This window comes from Pedobacter cryophilus (assembly GCF_005116455.1).
GTDB classification, from domain to species: Bacteria; Bacteroidota; Bacteroidia; order Sphingobacteriales; family Sphingobacteriaceae; genus Pseudopedobacter; species Pseudopedobacter cryophilum.
Window position 1 is genome coordinate 466,110 of sequence record NZ_SWBP01000003.1, and the last position, 22,263, is coordinate 488,372.

The window sequence follows — 22,263 nt, forward strand, 5'->3', positions numbered from 1 at the left end:
GATGCTTAAAAATTCTGTCGTTTTTATTTTAAGTAATGCCAAATATGATGGTCTTTTTGAATCTACAAGTTTTACGGCTGCCAAACATTTAGCTAAATACAATCAGGTATTTTATATAGAGTATCCTGCCACCTACAAAGATTATTTAAAGCACAAAAAAGATCCTGATTTTATAAAAAGAAAAAACTTTTTCTCTAAAAAATCTAATGGTTTATTAGCCACAGACCAATCCAATTTACAAATACTCATCACTCCTCTCCTATTATCTATAAACTTTTTACCCGAAGGTTTTCTTTATAGATTATTACTAAAATATAATGAAGCCTTAATTGCCAACAGAATAAAAAAAGTACTTAAAAAGTATAAGATTAAAGATTTTGTATTTGTTAACTCTTTTAACATTTACTATCCAAATATTGGAAAATTAATTCCCTCAGCTCTTAATGTTTACCATTGTGTTGATCCATTAATTGTAGGTTTTGATAGAAGACATGGCATTGTATCAGAACAAATAATTTTAAAAAATAGCGATTTGGTGATTTGTACCAGCAAGCAATTATTTGTAGAAAAGCAAAAACAGCATCCTCATACTTACTTTGTACCCAATGCTGCCGATATTTCTCACAGCCAAAAAGTAAGACAAGCAGAAACTCAGGTTCATCCAAAATTAAAAGACATTAAAAAACCTATTATTGGTTATTTTGGAAACATAGAAAGGCGCATGGACTACAGCCTTTTAGAAGAACTTTTTAAAACCAATTTAGATAAAAACTTTGTTTTTGTTGGCCCCGTTACCGAAGAATTTATTCCACCTCATTGGTATAAAACTGCAAATATTCATTTTATAGGAAGGGTACCATTTGCAGAAATGCCCTCTATTTTAAAAGGTTTTGATGTGGCTATCATCCCATTTAAAAAAGATAAAGTAAGTGATACCATTTTTCCACTTAAACTATTTGAATATTTAGGTAGTGGAAAACCTGTGGTATCAACAAATTTTAACGCTGATCTTAAAGATTTCACCCGTAACACGGTAAATTATTGTGCTGATGCTAAAGAGTTCTCCGAAGCAATAAATGATGCTTTAATGAATGACAATTTAGAAAAACAAAACGATAGAATTGCAGTAGCAGAAGAAAATACTTGGGAAAAGCGAATGAAAGAATTTTCTAATTTATTAGATCAATATTTAAAATTAAACACTCATCAATAAAAAAATGCTAAAAATATTTTTTGATCATCAAAAATTTAGTACCCAAAAATTTGGAGGTATTAGTAGGTATTTTGCAAATATTATTGAAGAAATAAAAAAGAATGATGACTTTGATTATTTACTTGGTGTTTTAAATTCTCCCAATCATTATATTAAAGATGAGCCTCAATTGCTTAACAATACTTTAGGCAATAGTTTATTAAACTCGGCTTCTGGCGCAAAAAGATATAAAGCCAATGAGTGGTATTGCGATTATTTACTCAAAAAAAACAACTACGATATTTTTCACGCTACTTATTACGATCCTTATTTTATTAAGAATTTAAAAAAACCTTTAGTAACCACCATTCACGATATGACTTATGAGCGTTTACCCGAATATTTTTGGGTGAATGACCCATTAACCTATCAAAAGAGGATAAGTGTGGAAAGAGCTGATAAAATTATTGCCATATCAGAAACTACTAAAAAAGATTTACTGAAATATATTGATACCGATGAAAGTAAAGTAGAAGTTATTTATCATGGAATTGATATTGAAACGCCCTTAAAATTTGATGAGGTAGCAAATTTACCTAAAGAATATTTACTTTTTGTAGGTGATAGAAGTGGTTATAAAAATTTCTATTTATTCCTTAATACCTTTGAAAAACTGAATAAAAAATATCCGGATATTCATTTAGTATTAACTGGAGGAGGCAAACTGGTTGGTGCTGATGTAGAAATTGTTAACAGGTTAAAAATAAAAGATAAAGTTCACCATTATAACGTGAGCGATGAACAATTGAATTTTTTGTATAAAAACACCTTACTTTTTGTTTACCCTTCTTTGCATGAAGGGTTTGGATTACCCATTTTAGAAGCATTTAAGGCGCAGTGCCCTATGCTCTTGAGTGATACGGACTGTTTTAAAGAAATTGCACAAGATGCGGCTGAATTTTTTAGTCCTCATTCAGCAGATGACTTATATTCTAAAATAGAAAATTTAATTTTAGATAAAAAACAGAGGGAGGTTTTAATTGCTAAAGGAAACTTAAGGCTTTTAGATTTTCCGATAGAAAAATCGGTAAAAGAAACTTTAGCAGTTTATAGCGCATTAAAATAATGCTATTGTTTTAAAAAAGTCCAATTAAGATTTTACATCACACCAAATAAACTTTTCGGTCATAATTCCCTTTGGATGTTCTCGACCCAAATTGAAGCCGAACCAGTATTTTGGCGCATAAACTGTATTATTCTTAGGGCTTAAATAAGCTGCCCACCAAGCAAATGTACTATTAGAAATAATACTGATATCGGCATTTTGGATAATTTGAAAATCAATGATTTCACTATTGTTCGAAAAAATATAATTAGGCTGTTGAGGAAAAACTTCTTTCACCTTTTCTACGTCATCACTTACAAAAATTACTTTATAGCTGTCTAAGTCCTTTATATTAGCCAAACACTTTTTAAAATAATCCAATGGCAGAGAAATGTCTCTCTTTCTACGTTCACCATAATTCATGTAATCTGTTCTACGTATATGTACCACTACAGTTTGATTCTCCTTAAAAAGTTGCCCGTATTTCGACTCAAAATCAAGTTTAAATTTATCTTTCAACTCAAAAGGAATTTTATGAGGAAGCTGTTCATAATAATACGCTGTTTGATAATACCCTTTATAATAAACCCAATTCTTTACATCAACAGGTTTTGGAGCAACCCAGTTGTGAAAATTCAAATCCTTTAAACCTAAAATTGCGGGTATAATTCTGGTAATGGCAGAATAAACTTTAGATTCTAATAAGAAATTATCTAAACCTGGTAGTTTAAAGTACTTAGCTAAATAAGCATGATGAGGATTTGGAAAAAAATAAATTAATCCCTTTCTTCTTGTTTTTAGATACTTTAAAAAAGTGTACTGAAAAAACTGATTCCCTAATCGTCCTTTAAACTCAACTCCTACCATTATTCAGATTTTTTGTTTTTAAACTTAGCAAAAATGGGTTCAGCAAACTTTTTATACATTTCTGGATAGAAGTAATAAGCATAAATAAATGGGTTAATCACATTTACATTTAATTCTCTTTTCAAAATTACTTGAGCAATAATAAAACCCACCACATTTGCTAATAAAGTAGCGTATGGAGCGCCAATCATTCCATAATTTTTAATAAAAACATAATTCATTACCAGATTAAAAACGGTAATAAAAATCACCATGTAAAAAGTAATTTTTGTTTTACCAATAGAATCTAAAATTGCACCAAATTGTCTTCCGTAAGGGAGTAAAACTATATATATTAAGGTTACTTTTAACATGGGGACTGCTTCAGGAAATTTACCATCAGCCAATATAAAAATCACAAAATCAGCAAAAAAATAAAGAAAAATAACACCAGGTAAAAGGATGGCTAAAATTGCGCCAACAGATCTTTCATACAAATACTTAATAGCATCTTTTCCTTCTGTTTCTATCCTTTTAGCACTTTGTGGAAAAACAATGGTAGCCATAGCATTGGTAGGTATATCAACCAAATTTATTATTCTTATTACTATATCATAAGCTCCGGCTGCTGCCGAATTAATGATACCACCTAACATCATTTTATCAACCGTACCAGATAATATAGAACTAACCGATGTTCCAAAACTATATTTTGCATAATTAAAGAGCTTGGCTATCCATTCTTTAGAAATTTCTTTTGCGAAGTTTAAATAATCTTTAACAAAAAAATAAGCCACTACAGTACTGGTAATAACAGCAACAATTTGCACCAAAACTAAATTAATAAGCGGAAGTTCTATTTTGAAAATATAACAATAGAAAATATACAAAAAGAAAATGGCTTGGTTTATAAAGCCTGTTAAAAATATTCCTTTAAAATTTAAATTTGCTTGTTCAATACAATTAAACTGTGTTAAAATTCCATTCACAATATATACTATGTTAAAAACATAAAATACGTTTTCAATTTCTGGATTATCCCATTCTTTTGCCAAATAATGAGCTAATGATAAATTTAACAATACACAAAATAAGCTAATCAGAAGGTTTATTACCAAAGCAGCAGTAAGTATTTTTGGCTTATCCTGATCTGATGCACTAGATAAAAACTTTATCAAGGCGTTTCTTATCATACCATCTCTTACTAAACTAAAAATAGTTGTGGTGGTTGTAAATAATATCCAAGTACCGTAGTGTTGTGGTGATAATATTCTCACTAAAAAAACAAATCCACCTACACCAAATAACACTCCAGACATATTTTGCAATATGTTAATGATCCCTGATTTTAACCAATAATTGCTTTTAGCTTTCTCTTCCATTAGTTAAGATAATGATCATCTATAAACTTTTTCACTTCTTCATTATTTTTTGCATGGTATATTTTAGCTCCAGATAATTTAGGAAAAAGCTTTTGAAAACATCCAAAATGATGTTCTGGACCTTGTTTAGACAGAATAATATTTGATCCTTCAAAACAGCTGGCTAATGCGGCAGTTCCGCCATGTATAGAAATAAATTTGCTGGCATTGGCGTAAACCAACATTTGAAAATGATTGTAATTATTGGCGTTCATCTTGTTTTCATCAAACAAATCTTCCATTAAAACTACTTCAGGATATTTTTCTCTGATAAAATCATATTCATTTAGCTCACTTACATCGCTGGTATCTGATGTAATATTTTGCGGACGTGGTCTGTTATAAACTATAGTATATTTATCCTTTAGCTTTTCAATCATGTACTCCAACATCTCTATACTATAAAAACTAATTGGAGGGCCTTCCCATTCTGTATTGTATCTATTTGCAATCACCAATGCAGGCTTATCAAAAACATAAACATCATTCTTAAAATGGGCTTTAAACGGGACCTTCTCCCATTTTTTCATGTCGTAATTATGACTGTATAGAATACGTGGAGTTTCATAATTATAATTGCCTTCATTGGTTCGCACATCATAAACTTCGCTGTGTTGTTCAGAAAAGAAATACATTTCTTTGGTAAACTTGGCGCCTTCTGTTCTCAATAATGTGCCATTTTTGTAGTGCCAATAAGCAAATGGTATCACAAACTCTAATTCTGGTGCAAATTCTCCATCAAAAGAAATCACCTTATATTTTTTCTTAAAAAAGTAATCTTTAAAAATGTATTTTAATTGTACAAACTGACAATAATAGGTGTCTCTATAAAAATATCTTACATCCCAGTGTAATTTGCCAAATTTTAGTCTAACATAAAAACTGATTAGTTTAGTAATGATATTGTTGGGGATCTTATCTTTTTCCAATTCCTATTTTCCGTTTACATACTCAGAGAATCTTTGCGTATGTGTTTTAAATCTATTAATAAACGATGTGAATATGCCACCTTCGGCAACTAATCTTCTTGATGAAGTAAATACCCTGGCTTGGTTAGATTTTACCAACTTTAACCTTCCTGATTTCATCAGATTCAAAGCCATTCTTCCATCTTCGGCTTCTTCTACAAAATATTCACTTCCTAAAGCATTATCAAATTTCCTTACATCAGTAACTTTAAAACCGCCATTATTTTTGGCAACATTGGTTAAAAAGCCCATATTAAATCCTAAAACATTAATATATTCTCTTTTTTTCTTCCTAATTCTTATAATGATACCTGTTAAACGCTCATAAATCCACAGTAAAAATCTGCCGTTTTTATGCGGCGGTAAAAAAGCATATCTACCATAAACGCCTACTATATCTTTATTTTCATCCATTGGTTTTATCATACAATCTATCCAATCTGGCGGATAAAAGGTATCAGAATCTGCACATAAATGGTATTTACCTTTTGCGTTTTCTAAGCCTAGCTGCCTCGCAAATGGAGTTCCCTGAATGGGTTGAAGGTAATTTCTGACGCCTAAAATTTCTAACACTTTTTGCGTTTCATCTGTTGAATTATTGTTAATAACAACAATTTCTACTCGCCTTTTAGTATTAGAAGATGCCAATGAAGATAATGCTCTATAAATATTGTTTTCTTCATTCCATGCCGGAATCATGATAGATATTTCTGGCTTATCATCTTGAAATTTACTGATTCTTGATTTAATGTCTTGAATCTCTGCATCAGTTAAATCTATAAAATTTTTATCGATGAATAAATGTTGTTTTATCCAATTTGGAAGGTAAAGTAGAGATACAGCCATTAATTTTAATTTCTTGTTTTAAAGATTAACAATTTTGAATGGAATCTTAAATATTTATATAAATGACTAATAAAGAAATAAAAATAAGTGCCAATTATTTATTCCAAAAAAAATTACTTTGATAAAATTACTTTGATTAATTTTTTTCTAATTCTTATGTATGCTTTATTAAATAACCTTAAATAATCTCCTTTTAAAGGAGTATTTATCCAAGGAGTCATATTTAGATATTTAAAAAACTCTTTCTGAAAAGATTTATCATACTTATAAGACTTAAATATAGGTTTTATCTCTAAAAAATGAATACATTTTGGCTTTGGATGATAATTATGTGCGAACCAATTCCAAAGTGGACTTATCTCAAACCAATTATTAGCAAAAATCACGTTTAAACCATATTGATCTGCACAGCTAACGTATTCTAAATTATCATGCATTACTTTGAGAACTTTTTCAGGAATTTGATTATCACGCCATTGCTGTACATCAATAATCATTAAACCCGAATTAAAATATCTTGTTTCAGGATGCAAACCTAATTGTTGGTAATTTTTTAATCCACCCCAAGAACAACTTACCACTTTTACAATATCAACTACCGCTGCAACGGGGTATCCTTTAATATCTGTATTCCATAGTTCTGATACGTCTCCCAACACAATCATATCTACATCAAAATAAATAATTTTTTTTACCTCATCTGACAATATATAAGGAGAAAGCAATTTTAAAAATGCGGTAGATGGGTAAGAAGAGTTATCTAAAGGAAATTCAACTTTTTCTTTTAAAATTTTATCAGCATCTATCCATTTAATTTGGATTTCAGTTGAGGCTAAAGTGTTTATTTTATCTTTATTTCTTTTAGAAATTTTATCACTAATCACATAAAAAACTATCAATTCTTTTGAATGATGGTTGCAAATAACAGATTTTAAGAGAGCGGCAGTAAGCACTGCGTAATTATTATTACTTGCTACAGAAATATGGATAGTTTCTTTTTGAGACATTATTTAAAAAAAAGTAAATGTAGTTAATCAGCATTAATTTTAAAGGAATATTATTAACCAGATAAAAAAATTAGATTTCAAATATTACTTCAAAAATATTTTGATTTTGAGCTTCATCAAAATGGTAATGAAAAGAATCAGAACATTGTCTGATAATTTTTAAACCAAAATGTTCGGGAATGTCAAATACAGATTCATAAACAACCTCTTCTTCCTTCAAAAATTCAACTTTACAATTGCTTTTTACTAATAAATGCAGTTCATAGTTATTACCTAATGAGGCTTTTATTTTTTCTATACTTCTAAAGTCGTTGATAGGGAAATCGTAATCTTTGTTGGTAATTGCATCTTTAAAATAAAACCTTTTCCCATAATCAATTTTTTTAATCACCAATTGCTGTTTTTCTTTTATCACATGAATAAAAGAGGTGGTTTTACTGTGTTTCATGGCGTTGGTTAACAACTCCATAATCACCAATTTAAATTTAGCACTTTTTCTAAAATCGCTACTTATTTCCGGCACATCCTTAATAAAATCACAGCAGCTTTCTATAAACAATTTGTATTCGTTTATAAATAATGGGATTTCTAATGAAAGATGATTTGGTTTTAAAACCATTATTTTAGGTTTATAAGAGCGTCTTCAACGCTATCATATATTTTAAAAACTTTATCTAAGCGGGTTAATTCAAAAAGTGCTAAAACATCATCTTGAATATTTACCAAACCCATTTCGCCATTTTTAGACAATACATGCTTTAACCCTGCAACCAACGCACCAATAAAAGAGCTATCCATGTATTTAATATTGCTCATGTCTATCACCAATTTTGGTTCAGAGGCTGAGCTGTTATCATATATGAAATTCTTAAATTCTTCTGACTGATTTAAACCGGCCTCACTAAGATTAACCGTTATTAGCGTTGCATTGTCTAAAACCTGTTTTTTATAATTCATATTAAATTCTTTTTATGGATATTAAACTGCAATCATCAACCTGATACTTTTCTTGATTAAAAATACCAGTCGTTATTTCTTTAAAAGTCGACTTTTCTATCAATAAATCTTCTAATTGATGGATAAAGAAATTGATATCGGTTTTCTTAACTCCGTTAGATTCATAATCTATAGCTCCATCAGTTAATAAAAATAATTGATCTCCTTTGCTGTTCTCTATTACTTGTTCAGTGTAATTTCCGTTTTCAAAAAAGCCTAATAATAAGCCTTTAGATTTAAATTGCTGTACTTTTTTTTCTGTAGATTGATACCTTAAAACAGGTAAATCACTTGCGCCAGAGTAGGTAATTTTCCCTTCCTCATCATCTATCAAAACTAAACTAAGGGTTGCAAAAATATCATCCAAAAAATCATCAGCATGTATCACCTGATTAATCCTTTGCATAATTTGAGCAACAGATAAATTTCCATCAAAAACACAAAGCCTAATAGCCGAACGGATATAGCTCAAAAAACTAAATGAAAAAAACCATGCTCCCCATTTTTTTCCCATTACATCTCCTAAAACAATGAATGTAAAACGGTCATTTATTTTTATAAAATCTATAAAATCACCTCCTGGATGATTCTGATAAGTCATATGAAAAAAATCAACTTCAAAATTCTTAAGCTTTAAACTTTTATTGGGTACGTTTTTAAGATTCAGCTTATCGGCAACAATTTTTAAATCGTTTATAGATTTTTCTTTTTGCTCTCTAACGGTCACTAAAATATTGTTGATTTTAGAAAGCAATTGACTTTGAGGAATATCTTTATCTATATAATCTATGGCTTTTAAATCTAACCCACGCTGAATAAAAATTTGATCGTTATGTGAGGTGAGAAATAGAAATGGAATGTCTTTATACCTAATGTCCTCTAATATTAGTTTTCTAAAATCAAATCCATCTTTTTCAGGCATTTCAATATCAGAAATAATCAGATCGGGTATTTCGTCTTCTAAAATCTTAAATGCATTATCTACAGAATTGGCTCTCATAGGAAGAAAACCTGCATTTTTAAGTAGCTTATCCATCAAAACTAACTGTAATAACTCGTCGTCTACAAGTAAAATTTTTCTTCCCACGGTTTATTGTTGATTAGCAAATTTAAAGTATGATTTTATGGCTACAAATATACCTGTTAAGATAATAATTAATGAGATTAAATCCATTAATGTAAACCCATCATTTAATGTAAAATGAAATATAGTAAACATCTCAAAATACTTAGGCGCAGGTAAAATAATCATCGCAAAACCCAAAGTAACCATCACAATACCAATAAAAACAGGCACTATCATTTCTATAAAGCGTTTAAAAGCAAAAGATTTAACCACTTTAGTATCAATGTAATTAGATTTTAAAAGCATTTCAATTTTATCTAGTTTTTCTAAACGAGATAATTCCACGTCATCTACCTTCTTAAATTCGGCAATTAAATCTGCCTCACTTAATTTTTGACTTATAGCATTATTAAATTTACTTTGTATTTGTTTAACGTTTTCAGAGTCAATCTCACTGTTATTTAATAAGCTAATCAGTTCGTTTAATTTCTCATCTAACGTTAACTGCTTCTGATCTAAAAGAGAGAAGCTATCCAAATCATCAAATATTTTCTTATCTGTTAACAATTTACTTTATTTTGCTCTTGTAAAATATTCAATGTGCTTTATGAATTCAGTTTCAATAATTACGGTAAATTTCAATCAGCCTAAAGCTACTATTGAATTGCTATTATCTTTAAATAAAAGTTATAAAGATGAAATAGAAATAATTTTAGTAGATAATGCCAGTAATGTAAATCACGAAGCTGATTTCAAAAAAATAATACCCAACCTAGTCTTTATTCGTTCAGAATCAAACTTAGGTTTCGCTGGCGGCAACAATTTAGGAATAAAAGCTGCTAAAGGAAATTTTATTTTCTTGTTAAACAATGATACAGAAGTTCCGGCGGGTTGCTTAGAAACCATGGTAGCCGAGTTTGAAGCACAACCCAATATTGGCTTACTTTCTCCTTTAATTATTTATGATGACGATAAAAGCATGATTCAATATGCCGGTTACACCCCATTAAACTATCTTACAGCCAGAAATTCTCAAATTGGACAGTTTGAAAAAAACAAGGGTCAGTATGATGGTTTAAGTTACGAAACTGGTTTTTGCCATGGAGCAGCTGTGATGTGCCGAAGAGAAGATTTATTAAAAGCCGGTTTAATGGAAGAAAACTATTTTTTGTATTACGAGGAATTAGATTGGTGCGAAAAATTTAAACGCTTAGGGAAAACCATCAATTTTACCGGGAAAACTTTTATTTATCACAAAGAATCTATTTCTGTAGGAAAAGAAAGTGATATAAAAACATACTTTTTAACCAGAAACCGAATGCTTTTCATCAGAAAAAACACTGGTTTATTGAATACCATATTTTTCAGTCTTTATTATACCTTAGTTGCTTGCCCAAAAATGATTTTTACTTATGCCAAAAATGGCCGAACAGATTTAATTAAATGGGTATTTAAGGCGTTGATATGGAATTTTACGCACAACAAAAACAGTAAATCTTTAGGCTTTAAAATTAATTAATGATGATTATACTTTTCTGGATTTGCCTTTTTATCATCTTTTATACTTTTTTAGGTTATGGCGTATTGTTATATTTTATCATTAGAATAAAAAGGCTTTTTAAAAGTCCCTTTATTTTTAAGTCTGATGCTCCCCTACCTTCCGTTACTTTATTAATTGCGGCTTTTAATGAAGAAGATCTCATCAAAGAAAAAGTAGAAAACTGTTTAGCCTTAGATTATCCCAAAGAAAAAATTCAAATCATTTTTATTACTGATGGCTCATCTGATAGAACGCCTGAGTTTATTGCAGCATTTAAATATATTGAGCTTTTACATGAAAACGTAAGAGCTGGTAAAATGGCCGCCATCAAAAGAGCTATCCCTCATATAAAAGGAGAAATTACCGTTTTTACTGATGCCAATACTTTTTTAAACACTTTGGCTATTAAAGAATTGGTAAAACATTACCAAAACCATAAAGTAGGTGCTGTTGCCGGCGAAAAACGCATTATGGTAGATCAAGAAGCTGATGCAAGTGCTGCTGGGGAAGGTTTTTATTGGAAATATGAATCGGCATTAAAAAAATGGGATTACGAGTTGTATTCTAACGTTGGTGCTGCCGGCGAGTTGTTTAGTATCAGAACTAATTTATACCAACCAGTAGAATCAGACACCATCATAGACGATCACATGATTGCCATGCGCATTGCAGAAAAAGGCTATTTAATTGCCTATGAACCTGCGGCTTACGCTATGGAAACTGCCTCTGCAGATAGCAAAGAAGAGTTGAAAAGAAAAGTGAGAATTGCAGCCGGTGGAATACAATCTATTTTAAGATTAAAAAAATCTGCCAATCCGTTTTATAATCCCATACTTACTTTTCAATACATTAGTCACCGAGTGTTAAGATGGGCTATTACTCCTTGGTTAATGCTTTTGGTTTTGATATTAAATATTATCATTTGCATTCAAAATCCTAATTTATGGCTTTATCAGCTCCTATTATTGGGGCAAATTCTATTTTATATGGCTTCTATTTCAGGTTATTTATTAGAAAGCAAAAAGATAAAAATTAAAGTTTTATTTATCCCTTTCTATTTCTCGATGATGAATTATGCAGCTATGGCTGGTGCAATTAGATATTTTAAAGGGAAACAATCTGCCGCTTGGGAAAAATCTAAAAGGAAATAAAATTGGATTAGTCCAACTTTAAAACAACAATAAATAAAAAAAATTTAACCCTAAACTTAAAAAAATGAAGATAATAATTTATTCACTACTCATTATTTTTATTACCGGATTTAATAACACATCATTTGCTCAAGAAGCATCAAATACTAATGAATACAGGGCATTTGTATTTTGCGAATTGGTAGCTAGTAGCTCTAGTTTAAATACAAAAACCAAAGTATCGGTTGATTTTGGTCTAGAAAATCCTAAATCAAAAGAAAGAAGATTGCTAGATGAGTCTGGAAAAATAAAAACCTTTAATTCAATGGTTGATGCATTAAATTTCATGAGTGAAAAAGGATGGGAATTTGTACAAGCATACGTAACCATTTATGATAAAGACAGCACTACTCATTGGCTTTTAAAAAAGAAAAGCGATTAAAAGAGATTGTAAAATTTTAGTTCCTCTTTAGCTTTTAATATCACAATTACCCATATTTAAAGATTAAACTTTAGCTATGCGTAAAATCTTACTCTTGGGAGGATTAGTTTTCTCTACATTCTTCACATTTGCTCAAAAAAAACCTTTAGATCACACTGTTTATGACAGTTGGCAATCTATTAACGGAGAAAAAATAAGCAACGATGGTAAATATGTTGCTTATGCGGTTACTCCGCAAGAAGGTGATAATAACTTATTCATCAAAAACTTAAAAACAAATACGCTTTTCAATTATCAAAGAGCGGCTGGTTTTGATTTTTCTTTTGATAATCAGTTTGCCGTATTTTTAATTAAGCCTTTTTTTAAAGACACTCGTTTAGCTAAAATTAAAAAGAAAAAAGCCGATGATATGCCTAAAGATTCATTAGGAATTGTGTCTTTAGCTAATTCTCAATTATGGAAAATCCCAAGAGTAAAGTCTTACAAGTTTCCTAAAAAAGCAGGAAATGTAATGGCTTACCTTTTAGATAAAGAGCCAGCAGATACCAGCAAGAAAAAAGCTCCTGCAAAAAAAGATGATGCTGATTTTTTGTTTGCTGATGAGCCTGTATCAGCAACAGCTAAAGAGGGAAATTCATTAATTTTAAGAGACCTTAAATCGCAATCAGAAATAACCTTTAAAGCGGTTACTGAATATGAATTTAGTGAGAATGGAAAATTTTTATTGTTTGCTACTACTGCTATCAAAAAAGATTCAACCCTAAAAGCAGGTACTTTTTTATACGATTTAGAAAAAAAGCAAACCACTAGTCTTACCACCGGAAAAGGTGTTTACAAGAATTTAATTTTTGATGAAAAAGGAAACCAAATTGCTTTTACAGCAGATAAAACTCCCGAAAAAGCATTAGTTAAAATCCCAAAACTATACTACTATAATTTCAAAACTGATTCGGCCATTGTAATTGCTCAAGAAAGCACTCAAGGGATGCCCAAAAAATTCAGCGTAAGCGAAAACGGAAGAGTTTATTTTAGTAAAGATGGCGCCAAATTATTTTTTGGCACCGCTCCTATTCTTAGTCCAAAAGACACCACCATAGTAGATTTTGAAGTTGCCAAATTAGATATCTGGAACTATAAAGATGATGAATTACAACCTATGCAATTGGCTAATTTAAGCAGAGAATTAAAGAAAAGTTATTTAGCAATGTGGTTACCTGCACAAAATAATAAAATGATGCAATTGGCTACTGAAGAAATTTCTGATGTATTTTTACCACAAGATGGCTTAGGCAACTATGCTTTAGGCATTACCGATTTTGGAAATAAAATTGCCATGCAGTGGCAGGGTTTTACTTTAGAATCGGCTTTTTTAATTTCTTTGGCTGATGGCAGTAAAAAACCAGTCAATCTTAATAAAAATGTTTCCAGATACGCTTTATCGCCAAAAGGAAATTATGTAGTTTGGTTTGATAAAGAAGATCAAAACTGGTACAGTTACAATGTAAATTCTGCTCAAACAGTAAAATTAGAAACACCAGATCCCATTAAATTTGGAGAAGAAGATAATGATGTACCAGACTTTGCAAATCCTTATGGTTTAGCCGCCTGGACAGATAATGATCAACAAGTTTTAATTTATGATCGTTATGATATTTGGAGCTTTGATCCTGCGACAGGAAAAGGAAAAAACATCACCAACGGATATGGAAGAAGCAATTTACTTACTTTCCGTTATGCCAATCCAGATCCTGAAAAGAGAAGTATCTCTGCAAAAGAAACCATTTGGTTAAGCACTTTAAACAATGTAGACAAGCAAAAAGGTTGGTTTAAAAAGAATTTGGCTGACGCTAAAAATCCAGAAAAAGTAATTTTAACCACTTATAATTTTAGCGCCCCAAGAAAAGCCCAAAACGCGGATGTATTTATTTACAGCAAATCAAACTATCAAGCCTCGCCAGATTTGTATGTTTCTTCAAACTTCATTAAAGAAACCAAATTGAGTGAGATTAATACTCAACAAAAAAACTACAATTGGGGAACCGCCGAATTGGTAAAATGGACGACGCCAAAAGGCTATAAATCTGAAGGTATTTTATACAAACCAGAGAATTTTGATGCCAATAAAAAATACCCAATGATTGTTTATTTCTACGAAAAACTATCAGACGGATTGTACAGCTATCAAGCTCCGGCTCCTACTCCATCTCGCTTAAATATTTCGTTTTTTGTGAGTAATGGTTACCTGGTTTTTGCTCCAGATATTTCTTATGAAATTGGCTATCCGGGTAAATCTGCCGAAGAATTTATTAATTCTGGTGTAGAAGAATTAAAGAAAAATACATGGGTTGATGGCACAAAAATAGGTTTACAAGGCCAAAGTTGGGGTGGCTATCAAATTGCGCATTTAATTACCCGAACCAATATGTACGCTGCCGCTTGGGCTGGCGCTCCGGTTGCTAACATGACTTCCGCTTATGGTGGAATTCGTTGGACATCAGGTTTAAACCGTCAGTTTCAATACGAAAAAACACAAAGCAGAATTGGTGCTACACTTTGGGAAAAACCAGAATTATATATAGAAAACTCTCCCTTATTTCACTTCCCTAAAGTGCAAACTCCGGTGGTAATTATGGCAAATGATGGCGACGGTTCTGTGCCTTGGTACCAAGGAATAGAAATGTTTACAGGCTTACGCCGATTAGGAAAACCTGTTTGGATGTTGAATTACAATGGCGATGACCATAATTTAGTATTGCGCCAAAACAGAAAAGACATTCAAATAAGAGAGCAACAATTTTTTGATCACTTTTTAAAAGGCGCACCGCAACCCGTTTGGATGGCTAAAGGTGTACCGGCAACAGAAAAAGGCAAAAACTGGGGCTTTGATTTGGTGACAGAGAAATAGATTTTTTTTACTTTTTGAATTGCAAAAGCGGAGTCTGAAAATTATCAGGCTCCGCTTTTGTTTTTTAGCATTTAAAGACGTTAATTTAATCGATAATCAATTAATATGTCTTCATCAATTATTCATCAAATAGATTGGAAACAATTTTGTCAAACAAAAATAACCAACAAAACTTTTGGATTTTCTTTAGTTGATGAAATCATTAACTCAGATTTAGTACACTTAGACTGGGAAACTTTAGGTTTTTCTTTTGAAGATCTTCCGATTAGAATGGTAAAAATTGGAAGAGGAAAAATAAAAATCTTACTGTGGAGTCAAATGCATGGAGATGAACCAACAGCTACCGCAGCAATATTTGATTTGATTAATTTCTTTACGGATGCTATTCATCATCAAGAATTAAAAAACAACATTTTAACTTCTTGCACTTTATATTTCATTCCAGTAATTAATCCTGATGGAATGGAAAAATTTACCAGAAGAAACGCTCAGCAAATTGACATTAACAGAGATTTTTTAGCACAACAATCGCCAGAAGGAAAAATACTTAGAACAATCAGAGAAAAAATAAAACCCAATTTTGCTTTTAACCTTCATGATCAGGATTCTTTATACAGCATCCCCAAATCAAAAAAAACAGTAGCCATTTCCTTATTAGCCCCAGCTTTTGATGAAACTTTAGCCGTAAATTGGAACAGAGAACAAGCCATAAAAGTAATTATTTGCATAAATGAAGCTTTACAAAAGCTTGTTCCACAACAAGTAGGCAGATTTAATGATGAATTTGAACCACGAGCATTTGGAGATAATTTTCAGAAAGCTGGCGCAGCAACTATCCTCATAGAATCCGGATCGCTCATCAATGATCCTGAAAAGCAAGAAATTAGAAAACTCAATTTTTATGCTCTTTTATCAGCTTTAGAAGTCATCAGCAATCAAACTTATCAAGAAAAAGATTTGATTAATTACTTTATGATTCCGGTTCAAAAAAAGGAACTCTTCCACGTATTGCTTAAAAATTGCAGCATACAAAATTCAGATAAAAGCTATAAAATAGATATTGGGCTAAATTATACCGATATTTTTGATCAAAAAACCCGAACACTCCAAAAACATTATCAGGTTGCAGATATTGGAAATTTATCTAACTATAACGCCTTTGAAACCATAGATGCTACAAGTTTAATTTTAATTGGAGAACCAAAATTTGAACAAATTGCCAATTTAGAATTAAAAAACACCAATCATCAAACTATAATATGGTGGAAAGCCGGAATTAGAGTTTGAAATTCACAAAATCTTTATAACCTTTAGAAACAATTAATAAATATGGCTTTAAATTACGTTTGGATTGCTTTCTTTTTGGTTTCGTTTGTAGTAGCGCTGGTTAAACTCATCTTTTTTCAAGATTACCAAATTTTTCAAACCATTGTGAGCAGCACTTTTGAGATGTCTAAAACAGGTGCCGAAATTTCTTTAGGCTTAATTGGCTTAATGACTTTTTGGTTAGGCATCATGAAAATTGGAGAAAAAGGTGGGATGATTAACATTTTCGCCAAAATTGTAGGTCCTTTTTTCAGTAAAATTTTTCCAGAAGTCCCAAAAAATCACCCTGCATTAGGTTCCATTTTAATGAATTTTTCGGCCAATATGTTAGGTTTAGACAACGCAGCCACTCCTTTAGGTTTAAAAGCTATGAAAGAGCTGCAAGAAATAAATCCTGATAAAGAAACTGCTTCCAATGCGCAAATCATGTTTTTGGTGCTTAACGCTTCTAGTTTAGTATTGATTCCAACCAGTATCATGGCGTTCAGAAAAACCGCAGGAGCGGCAGATCCTTCAGATATTTTTATTCCTTGTTTACTGGCAACCTTCTTTTCTACATTAGTAGGTTTAATAGTTACTGCCATTTATCAAAGAATTAACCTTTTTCAAAAAACAATTCTGGCTTATTTAGGCACAGCAGCATTAATTATTGGTGGTACATTATACTATTTCACTACCCTATCACCAGATCAAATTAACGTGGTTTCTGGCGTTGTTGGCAACGTCATGTTGTTCAGTATCATCATTTCCTTTATTACTTTGGCACTTTTCAAAAAAATAAATGTGTTTGAAACCTTTATTGACGGTGCAAAAGAAGGTTTCGAAATTTCGGTAAAAATTATTCCTTATTTGGTTGGAATATTGGTTGCTGTTGGTGTTTTAAGAGGATCAGGAACTTTAGATTTTATAGTGCAGGGAATTGGCTCTTTTGTAGCTTTTTTAGGTTTCGATACCGGTTTTGTACCTGCACTACCCATCGCATTTATGAAGCCCTTAAGTGGTAGTGGTGCCCGTGGCTTAATGGTAGAATTAATGAATACCACCGGGGCTGATAGTTTTCCATCAAGAGTAGCCTGCGTAATTCAAGGTTCTACAGAAACTACTTTTTATGTTTTAGCTATTTATTTTGGTTCGGTAGCCATCAAAAAAACCCGACATGCTTTACCAGCAGCTCTTTTGGCAGAATTAGCCGGAGTAACCGCTGCCATAGCCATATCATATATGTTTTTTGGCTAGTTAATATTAAAAGAATAAAGAAATGAAAAGAAGAATTGCCCTTATTGCTCATGATGGTAAAAAGGCCGAAATTGTTGCCTTTGTAAAAGAGCATTTCGAGATTTTTTCAACAATGGCATTAACCGCAACCGGCACTACAGGAGGACTTATTGAACAAACTGGTTTGCAGGTAAATAAAAAATTAAGCGGCCCTAACGGTGGCGATGCACAAATTGCAGCCATGGCAGCCGAAGGTTTGTTAGATGCCATCTTGTTTTTTAGAGATCCCTTGGGTAAACATCCGCATGAGCCAGATATTCAAATGCTGATGAGAATATGCGATGCCCACGATGTCCCTTTAGCTACTAACCCTGCAACTGCAGCACTTTTATTATATGGTTTAGCGCAGCAATAAATTTTAAATAAATATTTGGGCGGCTTAACCGGCTGTTCAGGGGTGCCGTTAAGCTTTTTGAAAAAAAGCTTAACCAGCCATTGCATGGCTGCCCTTACTATCCGGGCCGCGGCACTGCTATTTACCACATTCATCAATTATCACAAACCATTATTGGCATTATTTTTAACCCTTAATCAGTGGTTAAAAGATTACAAAAATCATTTTAAAAGATTAGTTAAAATTAAGCCTTAACTTTATTTCCACCATTTTAAATGCTAACTCAAATTAAAATCACATGAAAAAAATACTTTTTGCAGGTTTACTCCTCCTTTCCCAACAAAGCTGGGCACAAAAAAGCATGACACCAGAGTTGTTATGGAAATTAGGACGAGTAAGTGGTGAAACCTTAACTGCCGATCAAAAAAATGTACTTTTTGGAGTTTCTAATTATGATTTAGCGGCCAACAAAAGTGAACGAAATTTATACAGCATTCCATTAACTGGAGGCGTAGCTAAACAAATTACAACAACCGCAGGAAGTGAATCAATTTTGACGGTAGATCAAAAAACTGGTAAATTAATCTACACCTACAAAGGTCAGCTTTTTGATATGAACGCTGATGGCTCTGCCATTAAACAATTGACTAATGAAAAAGAAGGATTAGAAAATGTAATACTTTCGCCAAATAAAGATTATATCCTTTTCACAAAAGATGTTCCCATTATCAAAAATGTAGGAAATGAGAAATATCCGGATTTACCTAAAGCCAACGCTTTAATTTACGAAGATTTAAATTATCGCCATTGGGATACTTGGGAAGATGGAAAGTATTCACATGTGTTTTATGCTCCTTTTAATAATGGAAATATTGGCGAAGCTGTAGATATTATGAAAGATGAGCCTTATGATACACCTCAAAAACCTTCTGGAGGAATTGAAGATATCACTTGGTCGCCAGATGGAAAATCGATTATTTATGTTTCCAAAAAGAAATATGGCAAAGCTTATGCACAAAGCACCAATACAGATATTTACAAATATGATATTGCCAATAAACAAACTTATAACCTAACTGATGGAATGTTGGGCTATGATACGCAACCACTTTTTAATAAAGATGGTTCTCGTTTAGCTTGGACAAGTATGGTAGAAGATGGTTACGAAGCAGATAAAAACGACATTATGGTTTTTGATTACAAAACCAATGTTTGCCATAATTTAACCAAAGATTGGGATGAAACGGTGGCTAGTTTTGTTTGGAGTACAGATCAATCTAAAATTTACTTTTTAGCTGTAGAAAAAGGTACGGAACAACTTTTTGAGATCACTTTAAACAAAGACCTTTCTAGAAATACAGCCGCCAACATTAAGAGAATAACACAAGGCAGATGGGACATTAACGGAATTGTTGGGCAAAGTGGAAACACTATGGTAGTTTCTAGAACAGATATGAACCATGCCGCAGAATTATTTAAAGTTGATTTACAAACCGGAAACCTCAGTGCCTTAACCAAAGTAAATGAAGCAACTTATGCGGGTGTGGCCATGAGTGAAATTGAAGCCAAAACCATTAAAACTACAGATGGTAAGGACATGTTAACTTGGGTAATTTACCCTCCTGGATTTGATCCTGCTAAGAAATATCCAACACTTTTATATTGCCAAGGTGGGCCGCAATCTGCCTTATCTCAGTTTTATTCTGTTAGATGGAATTTTCAATTAATGGCTGCTCAAGGTTATATTGTTGTAGCGCCAAACCGCAGAGGAATGCCAGGAAATGGAGTTGAATGGAATAAACAAATTAGTGGAGATTGGGGTGGCCAAGCCATGAAAGATTACCTATCTGCAATTGACGAGATTTCAAAAGAACCTTATGTAGATAAAAACAGGTTAGGTTGTGTGGGTGCAAGTTATGGAGGCTACTCGGTTTTTATGTTAGCCGGAATTCACCAAAACAGATTTAAAACCTTTATTTCTCACGATGGATTATTTGATTTAAGAAGCTGGTATGGTACTACTGAAGAATTATTTTTCGCAAATAAAGACATTGGTGGACCTTACTGGGGTGATAATTCTCCAAAATCATACAAAGATTTTAATCCAATGGAATTTGTAAAAAACTGGAACACTCCAATTATGATTGTACAAGGCGGGATAGACTATCGTGTACCTATTGAACAAGGTTTAGAAGCTTTTCAGGCAGCTCAACTCAAAGGAATCAAAAGTAAATTGCTTTATTTACCCGAAGAAAACCACTGGGTTTTAAGCGGTCAGAATGGAATAGTTTGGCAACGAGAATTCTTTAGCTGGTTAAAAGAAACTTTATAACTTTTAATATTAATTTACGCTGCCAAATTCTTGAATATTGGCAGCGTTTTTTATGCAAACAATAAATGAAATTGGGTATAATTAAGCTTTAAGTCTAAAAATATAGTTAGAAATAACGCTTCCATAAAATTTAAATAAATGATGAATCACAACTTAGTAGTATCAAAATCTGTAATTGTATATGCCAACCGAAATAGAGTTTGGGAGGTATTAACAAACCCTCAAATTATAAAGGAATATTTATTTGGGACAGAGACCATCACTGATTGGAAAGTTGGGAGTGAAATTATTTTCCAAGGAGATTATGATGGTCACCAATACAAAGATCATGGGGTAATTACTGAAAACATTCCAACAACAAAATTGAGTTATAGCTATTGGAGTGGCTTTTCTGGAATGGAAGATAAACCCGAAAACTATTCAAAAGTAACTTACTTATTAGCCGACAAGAGAAACAATCAAACAGAATTTACTTGGATTCAAGAAGGATATGCTAATGAGGAAGTTTATCAGCATTCTAAAAGTGGAATGGACGAGTTTATAGAAAGTATAAAACTAATTATGGAGAGATGATAAAAAAGAAACCTTCGGTTTCTTTACAACAAGGTTTTTTCAAAAGTTGCGCCAATTTGAACCAATTCCTTTTCAGTAATATCTTCTATTCCAATTTGGTGATTTTGTAAAATCAATTCATTAACCTTTAAAAAGCCATTGGTTAACTTAATAATAATCACATTTTCATTATAATGGAAATGCTCTATATAAGCACCTAAATTTGGTTGAATATCTTTAACCTTTTTAATTAAATAAATAAGATCATTCTTAAAAGCATCTAAATGGATGTTTGTTGATGGCATTTGACAAAAATAGGTTGCATAAAACAAGAACGCTAATTAACATATCCTTAACAATAACTTAATTACCACTAAGAATTAACATTAATTTAACGTTCACCATGCATTTAATGTGCCATAATAATGCTTAACAATTTTTAACACCTGTTCTAAATAAAAAATTGTGTTAAATAAAATAAATTAGTTTATTTTTGTAACAATGAAAATTTTTCGTCACAGTTTAATTCTTCTGCTTTGCTTGATGGTGTTTACCACATCATCTGGGTTAACAGTGAATTTACATTATTGTGCCGGGCAATTACAAAATGTGAGCATGAAGCAAGATGCTTCAGATTGTATGATGGCAATGCCAACTTCTAAAGTTGCTTGCGATGAGAAAGCTCAAAAAACCTCTCTAAAAAAGGTTGATACCTGCTGCCAAAACCAGCAAATTAAAGCTAAATCAGAAATTAAAATTACTGATACCAAAGCAAAAAAAGAAGGCTCAATTTTAACTTCTATAACCTTCTTAAAAAGTTATTTCATCTCCTTGTTTTCTTTTGGTAACGAAGAAGAATCTGATGATCAAGAAAACGACTATTCCCTCTTTCCTTTACTTCAAAAAGGCCTTTATATCTTATTCCAACAATTTCGTAATTAGACTTCACCTATTCTATATTACTGATAATAGCTAATTCC

General features: G+C 31.8%; 22 protein-coding genes. 12 read left to right on the forward strand and 10 right to left on the reverse strand.

Features of this window, described 5'->3' with window-relative positions:
• Position 1: 1 nt before the first annotated feature.
• Both FA046_RS11115 and FA046_RS11120 read left to right on the forward strand, forming a co-directional pair.
• Positions 2 to 1,213, forward strand: coding sequence for a glycosyltransferase (locus FA046_RS11115; RefSeq protein WP_136826501.1), 1,212 nt, complete (start codon positions 2 to 4; stop codon positions 1,211 to 1,213).
• A gap of 4 nt (positions 1,214 to 1,217) precedes the next feature.
• Complete coding sequence (locus FA046_RS11120) at positions 1,218 to 2,318, forward strand: glycosyltransferase family 4 protein (RefSeq protein ID WP_136826503.1); 1,101 nt, start codon at positions 1,218 to 1,220, stop codon at positions 2,316 to 2,318.
• 24 nt (positions 2,319 to 2,342) lie between these two features.
• Here FA046_RS11120 and FA046_RS11125 read toward each other — a convergent pair whose 3' ends face one another.
• From FA046_RS11125 to FA046_RS11165, 9 genes are all read right to left on the reverse strand, one after another.
• Positions 2,343 to 3,164, reverse strand: a complete 822-nt coding sequence (locus FA046_RS11125) for an alpha-1,2-fucosyltransferase (protein ID WP_136826506.1) — start codon at positions 3,162 to 3,164, stop codon at positions 2,343 to 2,345.
• Positions 3,164 to 4,525, reverse strand: coding sequence for a flippase (locus tag FA046_RS11130; RefSeq protein WP_136826507.1), 1,362 nt, complete (start codon positions 4,523 to 4,525; stop codon positions 3,164 to 3,166). The genes FA046_RS11125 and FA046_RS11130 overlap by 1 nt, the downstream gene beginning before the upstream one ends.
• On the reverse strand, positions 4,525 to 5,493 hold the full coding sequence (locus FA046_RS11135) for a hypothetical protein (RefSeq protein ID WP_205943638.1): 969 nt from the start codon (positions 5,491 to 5,493) through the stop codon (positions 4,525 to 4,527). Before FA046_RS11135 ends, FA046_RS11130 begins: the two co-directional genes overlap by 1 nt.
• A 3-nt stretch (positions 5,494 to 5,496) precedes the next feature.
• Entirely contained in the window at positions 5,497 to 6,378 is an 882-nt protein-coding gene (locus FA046_RS11140; RefSeq protein WP_136826509.1) for a glycosyltransferase family 2 protein, read from the reverse strand.
• Positions 6,379 to 6,491: 113 nt separating this feature from the next.
• Entirely contained in the window at positions 6,492 to 7,385 is an 894-nt protein-coding gene (locus FA046_RS11145) for a glycosyltransferase family 8 protein (RefSeq protein WP_136826511.1), read from the reverse strand.
• Positions 7,386 to 7,455: 70 nt separating this feature from the next.
• Positions 7,456 to 8,004 carry a hypothetical protein gene (locus FA046_RS11150; RefSeq protein WP_136826513.1) on the reverse strand — a complete coding sequence of 183 codons (549 nt, stop codon included), beginning with the start codon at positions 8,002 to 8,004 and terminating at the stop codon, positions 7,456 to 7,458.
• On the reverse strand, positions 8,004 to 8,342 hold the full coding sequence (locus FA046_RS11155; protein WP_136826515.1) for an STAS domain-containing protein: 339 nt from the start codon (positions 8,340 to 8,342) through the stop codon (positions 8,004 to 8,006). Before FA046_RS11155 ends, FA046_RS11150 begins: the two co-directional genes overlap by 1 nt.
• Before the next feature lies 1 nt (position 8,343).
• Entirely contained in the window at positions 8,344 to 9,468 is a 1,125-nt protein-coding gene (locus tag FA046_RS11160; protein ID WP_136826517.1) for a PP2C family protein-serine/threonine phosphatase, read from the reverse strand.
• A 3-nt stretch (positions 9,469 to 9,471) separates the two neighbouring features.
• Entirely contained in the window at positions 9,472 to 10,014 is a 543-nt protein-coding gene (locus FA046_RS11165) for a hypothetical protein (RefSeq protein ID WP_225870921.1), read from the reverse strand.
• Positions 10,015 to 10,054: 40 nt separating this feature from the next.
• Between FA046_RS11165 and FA046_RS11170 the strand changes: the two genes are divergently transcribed.
• From FA046_RS11170 to FA046_RS11210, 9 genes are all read left to right on the forward strand, one after another.
• Positions 10,055 to 10,966: a glycosyltransferase family 2 protein gene (locus tag FA046_RS11170; protein WP_136826518.1), complete on the forward strand. Its 912-nt coding sequence runs from the start codon at positions 10,055 to 10,057 to the stop codon at positions 10,964 to 10,966.
• A 2-nt stretch (positions 10,967 to 10,968) separates the two neighbouring features.
• Complete coding sequence (locus tag FA046_RS11175; protein WP_136826637.1) at positions 10,969 to 12,138, forward strand: glycosyltransferase family 2 protein; 1,170 nt, start codon at positions 10,969 to 10,971, stop codon at positions 12,136 to 12,138.
• A 64-nt stretch (positions 12,139 to 12,202) separates the two neighbouring features.
• Positions 12,203 to 12,559, forward strand: coding sequence for a hypothetical protein (locus tag FA046_RS11180; protein ID WP_136826520.1), 357 nt, complete (start codon positions 12,203 to 12,205; stop codon positions 12,557 to 12,559).
• A gap of 76 nt (positions 12,560 to 12,635) precedes the next feature.
• Positions 12,636 to 15,464, forward strand: a complete 2,829-nt coding sequence (locus FA046_RS11185) for a S9 family peptidase (protein ID WP_136826522.1) — start codon at positions 12,636 to 12,638, stop codon at positions 15,462 to 15,464.
• Positions 15,465 to 15,569: 105 nt separating this feature from the next.
• Positions 15,570 to 16,751, forward strand: coding sequence for a M14 family zinc carboxypeptidase (locus FA046_RS11190; protein ID WP_136826524.1), 1,182 nt, complete (start codon positions 15,570 to 15,572; stop codon positions 16,749 to 16,751).
• Positions 16,752 to 16,793: 42 nt separating this feature from the next.
• A complete protein-coding gene (locus tag FA046_RS11195; RefSeq protein ID WP_136826525.1) occupies positions 16,794 to 18,026 on the forward strand; it encodes a nucleoside recognition domain-containing protein in 1,233 nt (410 codons plus the stop codon).
• 22 nt (positions 18,027 to 18,048) lie between these two features.
• On the forward strand, positions 18,049 to 18,420 hold the full coding sequence (locus FA046_RS11200) for a methylglyoxal synthase (protein WP_136826527.1): 372 nt from the start codon (positions 18,049 to 18,051) through the stop codon (positions 18,418 to 18,420).
• Positions 18,421 to 18,697: 277 nt separating this feature from the next.
• Positions 18,698 to 20,731 carry a S9 family peptidase gene (locus tag FA046_RS11205; protein WP_136826529.1) on the forward strand — a complete coding sequence of 678 codons (2,034 nt, stop codon included), beginning with the start codon at positions 18,698 to 18,700 and terminating at the stop codon, positions 20,729 to 20,731.
• Between the two features lie 138 nt (positions 20,732 to 20,869).
• Positions 20,870 to 21,304: an SRPBCC family protein gene (locus tag FA046_RS11210; protein ID WP_136826531.1), complete on the forward strand. Its 435-nt coding sequence runs from the start codon at positions 20,870 to 20,872 to the stop codon at positions 21,302 to 21,304.
• A 23-nt stretch (positions 21,305 to 21,327) separates the two neighbouring features.
• Here the strand turns inward: FA046_RS11210 and FA046_RS11215 are convergent, their stop codons facing one another.
• Positions 21,328 to 21,588, reverse strand: a complete 261-nt coding sequence (locus FA046_RS11215) for a low affinity iron permease family protein (RefSeq protein WP_136826533.1) — start codon at positions 21,586 to 21,588, stop codon at positions 21,328 to 21,330.
• Positions 21,589 to 21,784: 196 nt separating this feature from the next.
• Between FA046_RS11215 and FA046_RS11220 the strand changes: the two genes are divergently transcribed.
• Positions 21,785 to 22,225 carry an HYC_CC_PP family protein gene (locus FA046_RS11220; RefSeq protein WP_136826535.1) on the forward strand — a complete coding sequence of 147 codons (441 nt, stop codon included), beginning with the start codon at positions 21,785 to 21,787 and terminating at the stop codon, positions 22,223 to 22,225.
• Positions 22,226 to 22,263 lie beyond the last annotated feature (38 nt).

Coding starts and splice junctions, on each gene's coding strand:
- FA046_RS11195 (WP_136826525.1), top strand. CDS start 16,794: ATGGCTTTAAATTACGTTTGGATTGCTTTCTTTTTGGTTTCGTTTGTA.
- FA046_RS11140 (WP_136826509.1), bottom strand. CDS start 6,378: ATGGCTGTATCTCTACTTTACCTTCCAAATTGGATAAAACAACATTTA.
- FA046_RS11175 (WP_136826637.1), top strand. CDS start 10,969: ATGATTATACTTTTCTGGATTTGCCTTTTTATCATCTTTTATACTTTT.
- FA046_RS11145 (WP_136826511.1), bottom strand. CDS start 7,385: ATGTCTCAAAAAGAAACTATCCATATTTCTGTAGCAAGTAATAATAAT.
- FA046_RS11210 (WP_136826531.1), top strand. CDS start 20,870: ATGATGAATCACAACTTAGTAGTATCAAAATCTGTAATTGTATATGCC.
- FA046_RS11185 (WP_136826522.1), top strand. CDS start 12,636: ATGCGTAAAATCTTACTCTTGGGAGGATTAGTTTTCTCTACATTCTTC.
- FA046_RS11125 (WP_136826506.1), bottom strand. CDS start 3,164: ATGGTAGGAGTTGAGTTTAAAGGACGATTAGGGAATCAGTTTTTTCAG.
- FA046_RS11200 (WP_136826527.1), top strand. CDS start 18,049: ATGAAAAGAAGAATTGCCCTTATTGCTCATGATGGTAAAAAGGCCGAA.
- FA046_RS11120 (WP_136826503.1), top strand. CDS start 1,218: ATGCTAAAAATATTTTTTGATCATCAAAAATTTAGTACCCAAAAATTT.
- FA046_RS11220 (WP_136826535.1), top strand. CDS start 21,785: ATGAAAATTTTTCGTCACAGTTTAATTCTTCTGCTTTGCTTGATGGTG.
- FA046_RS11170 (WP_136826518.1), top strand. CDS start 10,055: ATGAATTCAGTTTCAATAATTACGGTAAATTTCAATCAGCCTAAAGCT.
- FA046_RS11215 (WP_136826533.1), bottom strand. CDS start 21,588: ATGCCATCAACAAACATCCATTTAGATGCTTTTAAGAATGATCTTATT.
- FA046_RS11115 (WP_136826501.1), top strand. CDS start 2: ATGCTTAAAAATTCTGTCGTTTTTATTTTAAGTAATGCCAAATATGAT.
- FA046_RS11150 (WP_136826513.1), bottom strand. CDS start 8,004: ATGGTTTTAAAACCAAATCATCTTTCATTAGAAATCCCATTATTTATA.
- FA046_RS11155 (WP_136826515.1), bottom strand. CDS start 8,342: ATGAATTATAAAAAACAGGTTTTAGACAATGCAACGCTAATAACGGTT.
- FA046_RS11190 (WP_136826524.1), top strand. CDS start 15,570: ATGTCTTCATCAATTATTCATCAAATAGATTGGAAACAATTTTGTCAA.
- FA046_RS11205 (WP_136826529.1), top strand. CDS start 18,698: ATGAAAAAAATACTTTTTGCAGGTTTACTCCTCCTTTCCCAACAAAGC.
- FA046_RS11130 (WP_136826507.1), bottom strand. CDS start 4,525: ATGGAAGAGAAAGCTAAAAGCAATTATTGGTTAAAATCAGGGATCATT.
- FA046_RS11180 (WP_136826520.1), top strand. CDS start 12,203: ATGAAGATAATAATTTATTCACTACTCATTATTTTTATTACCGGATTT.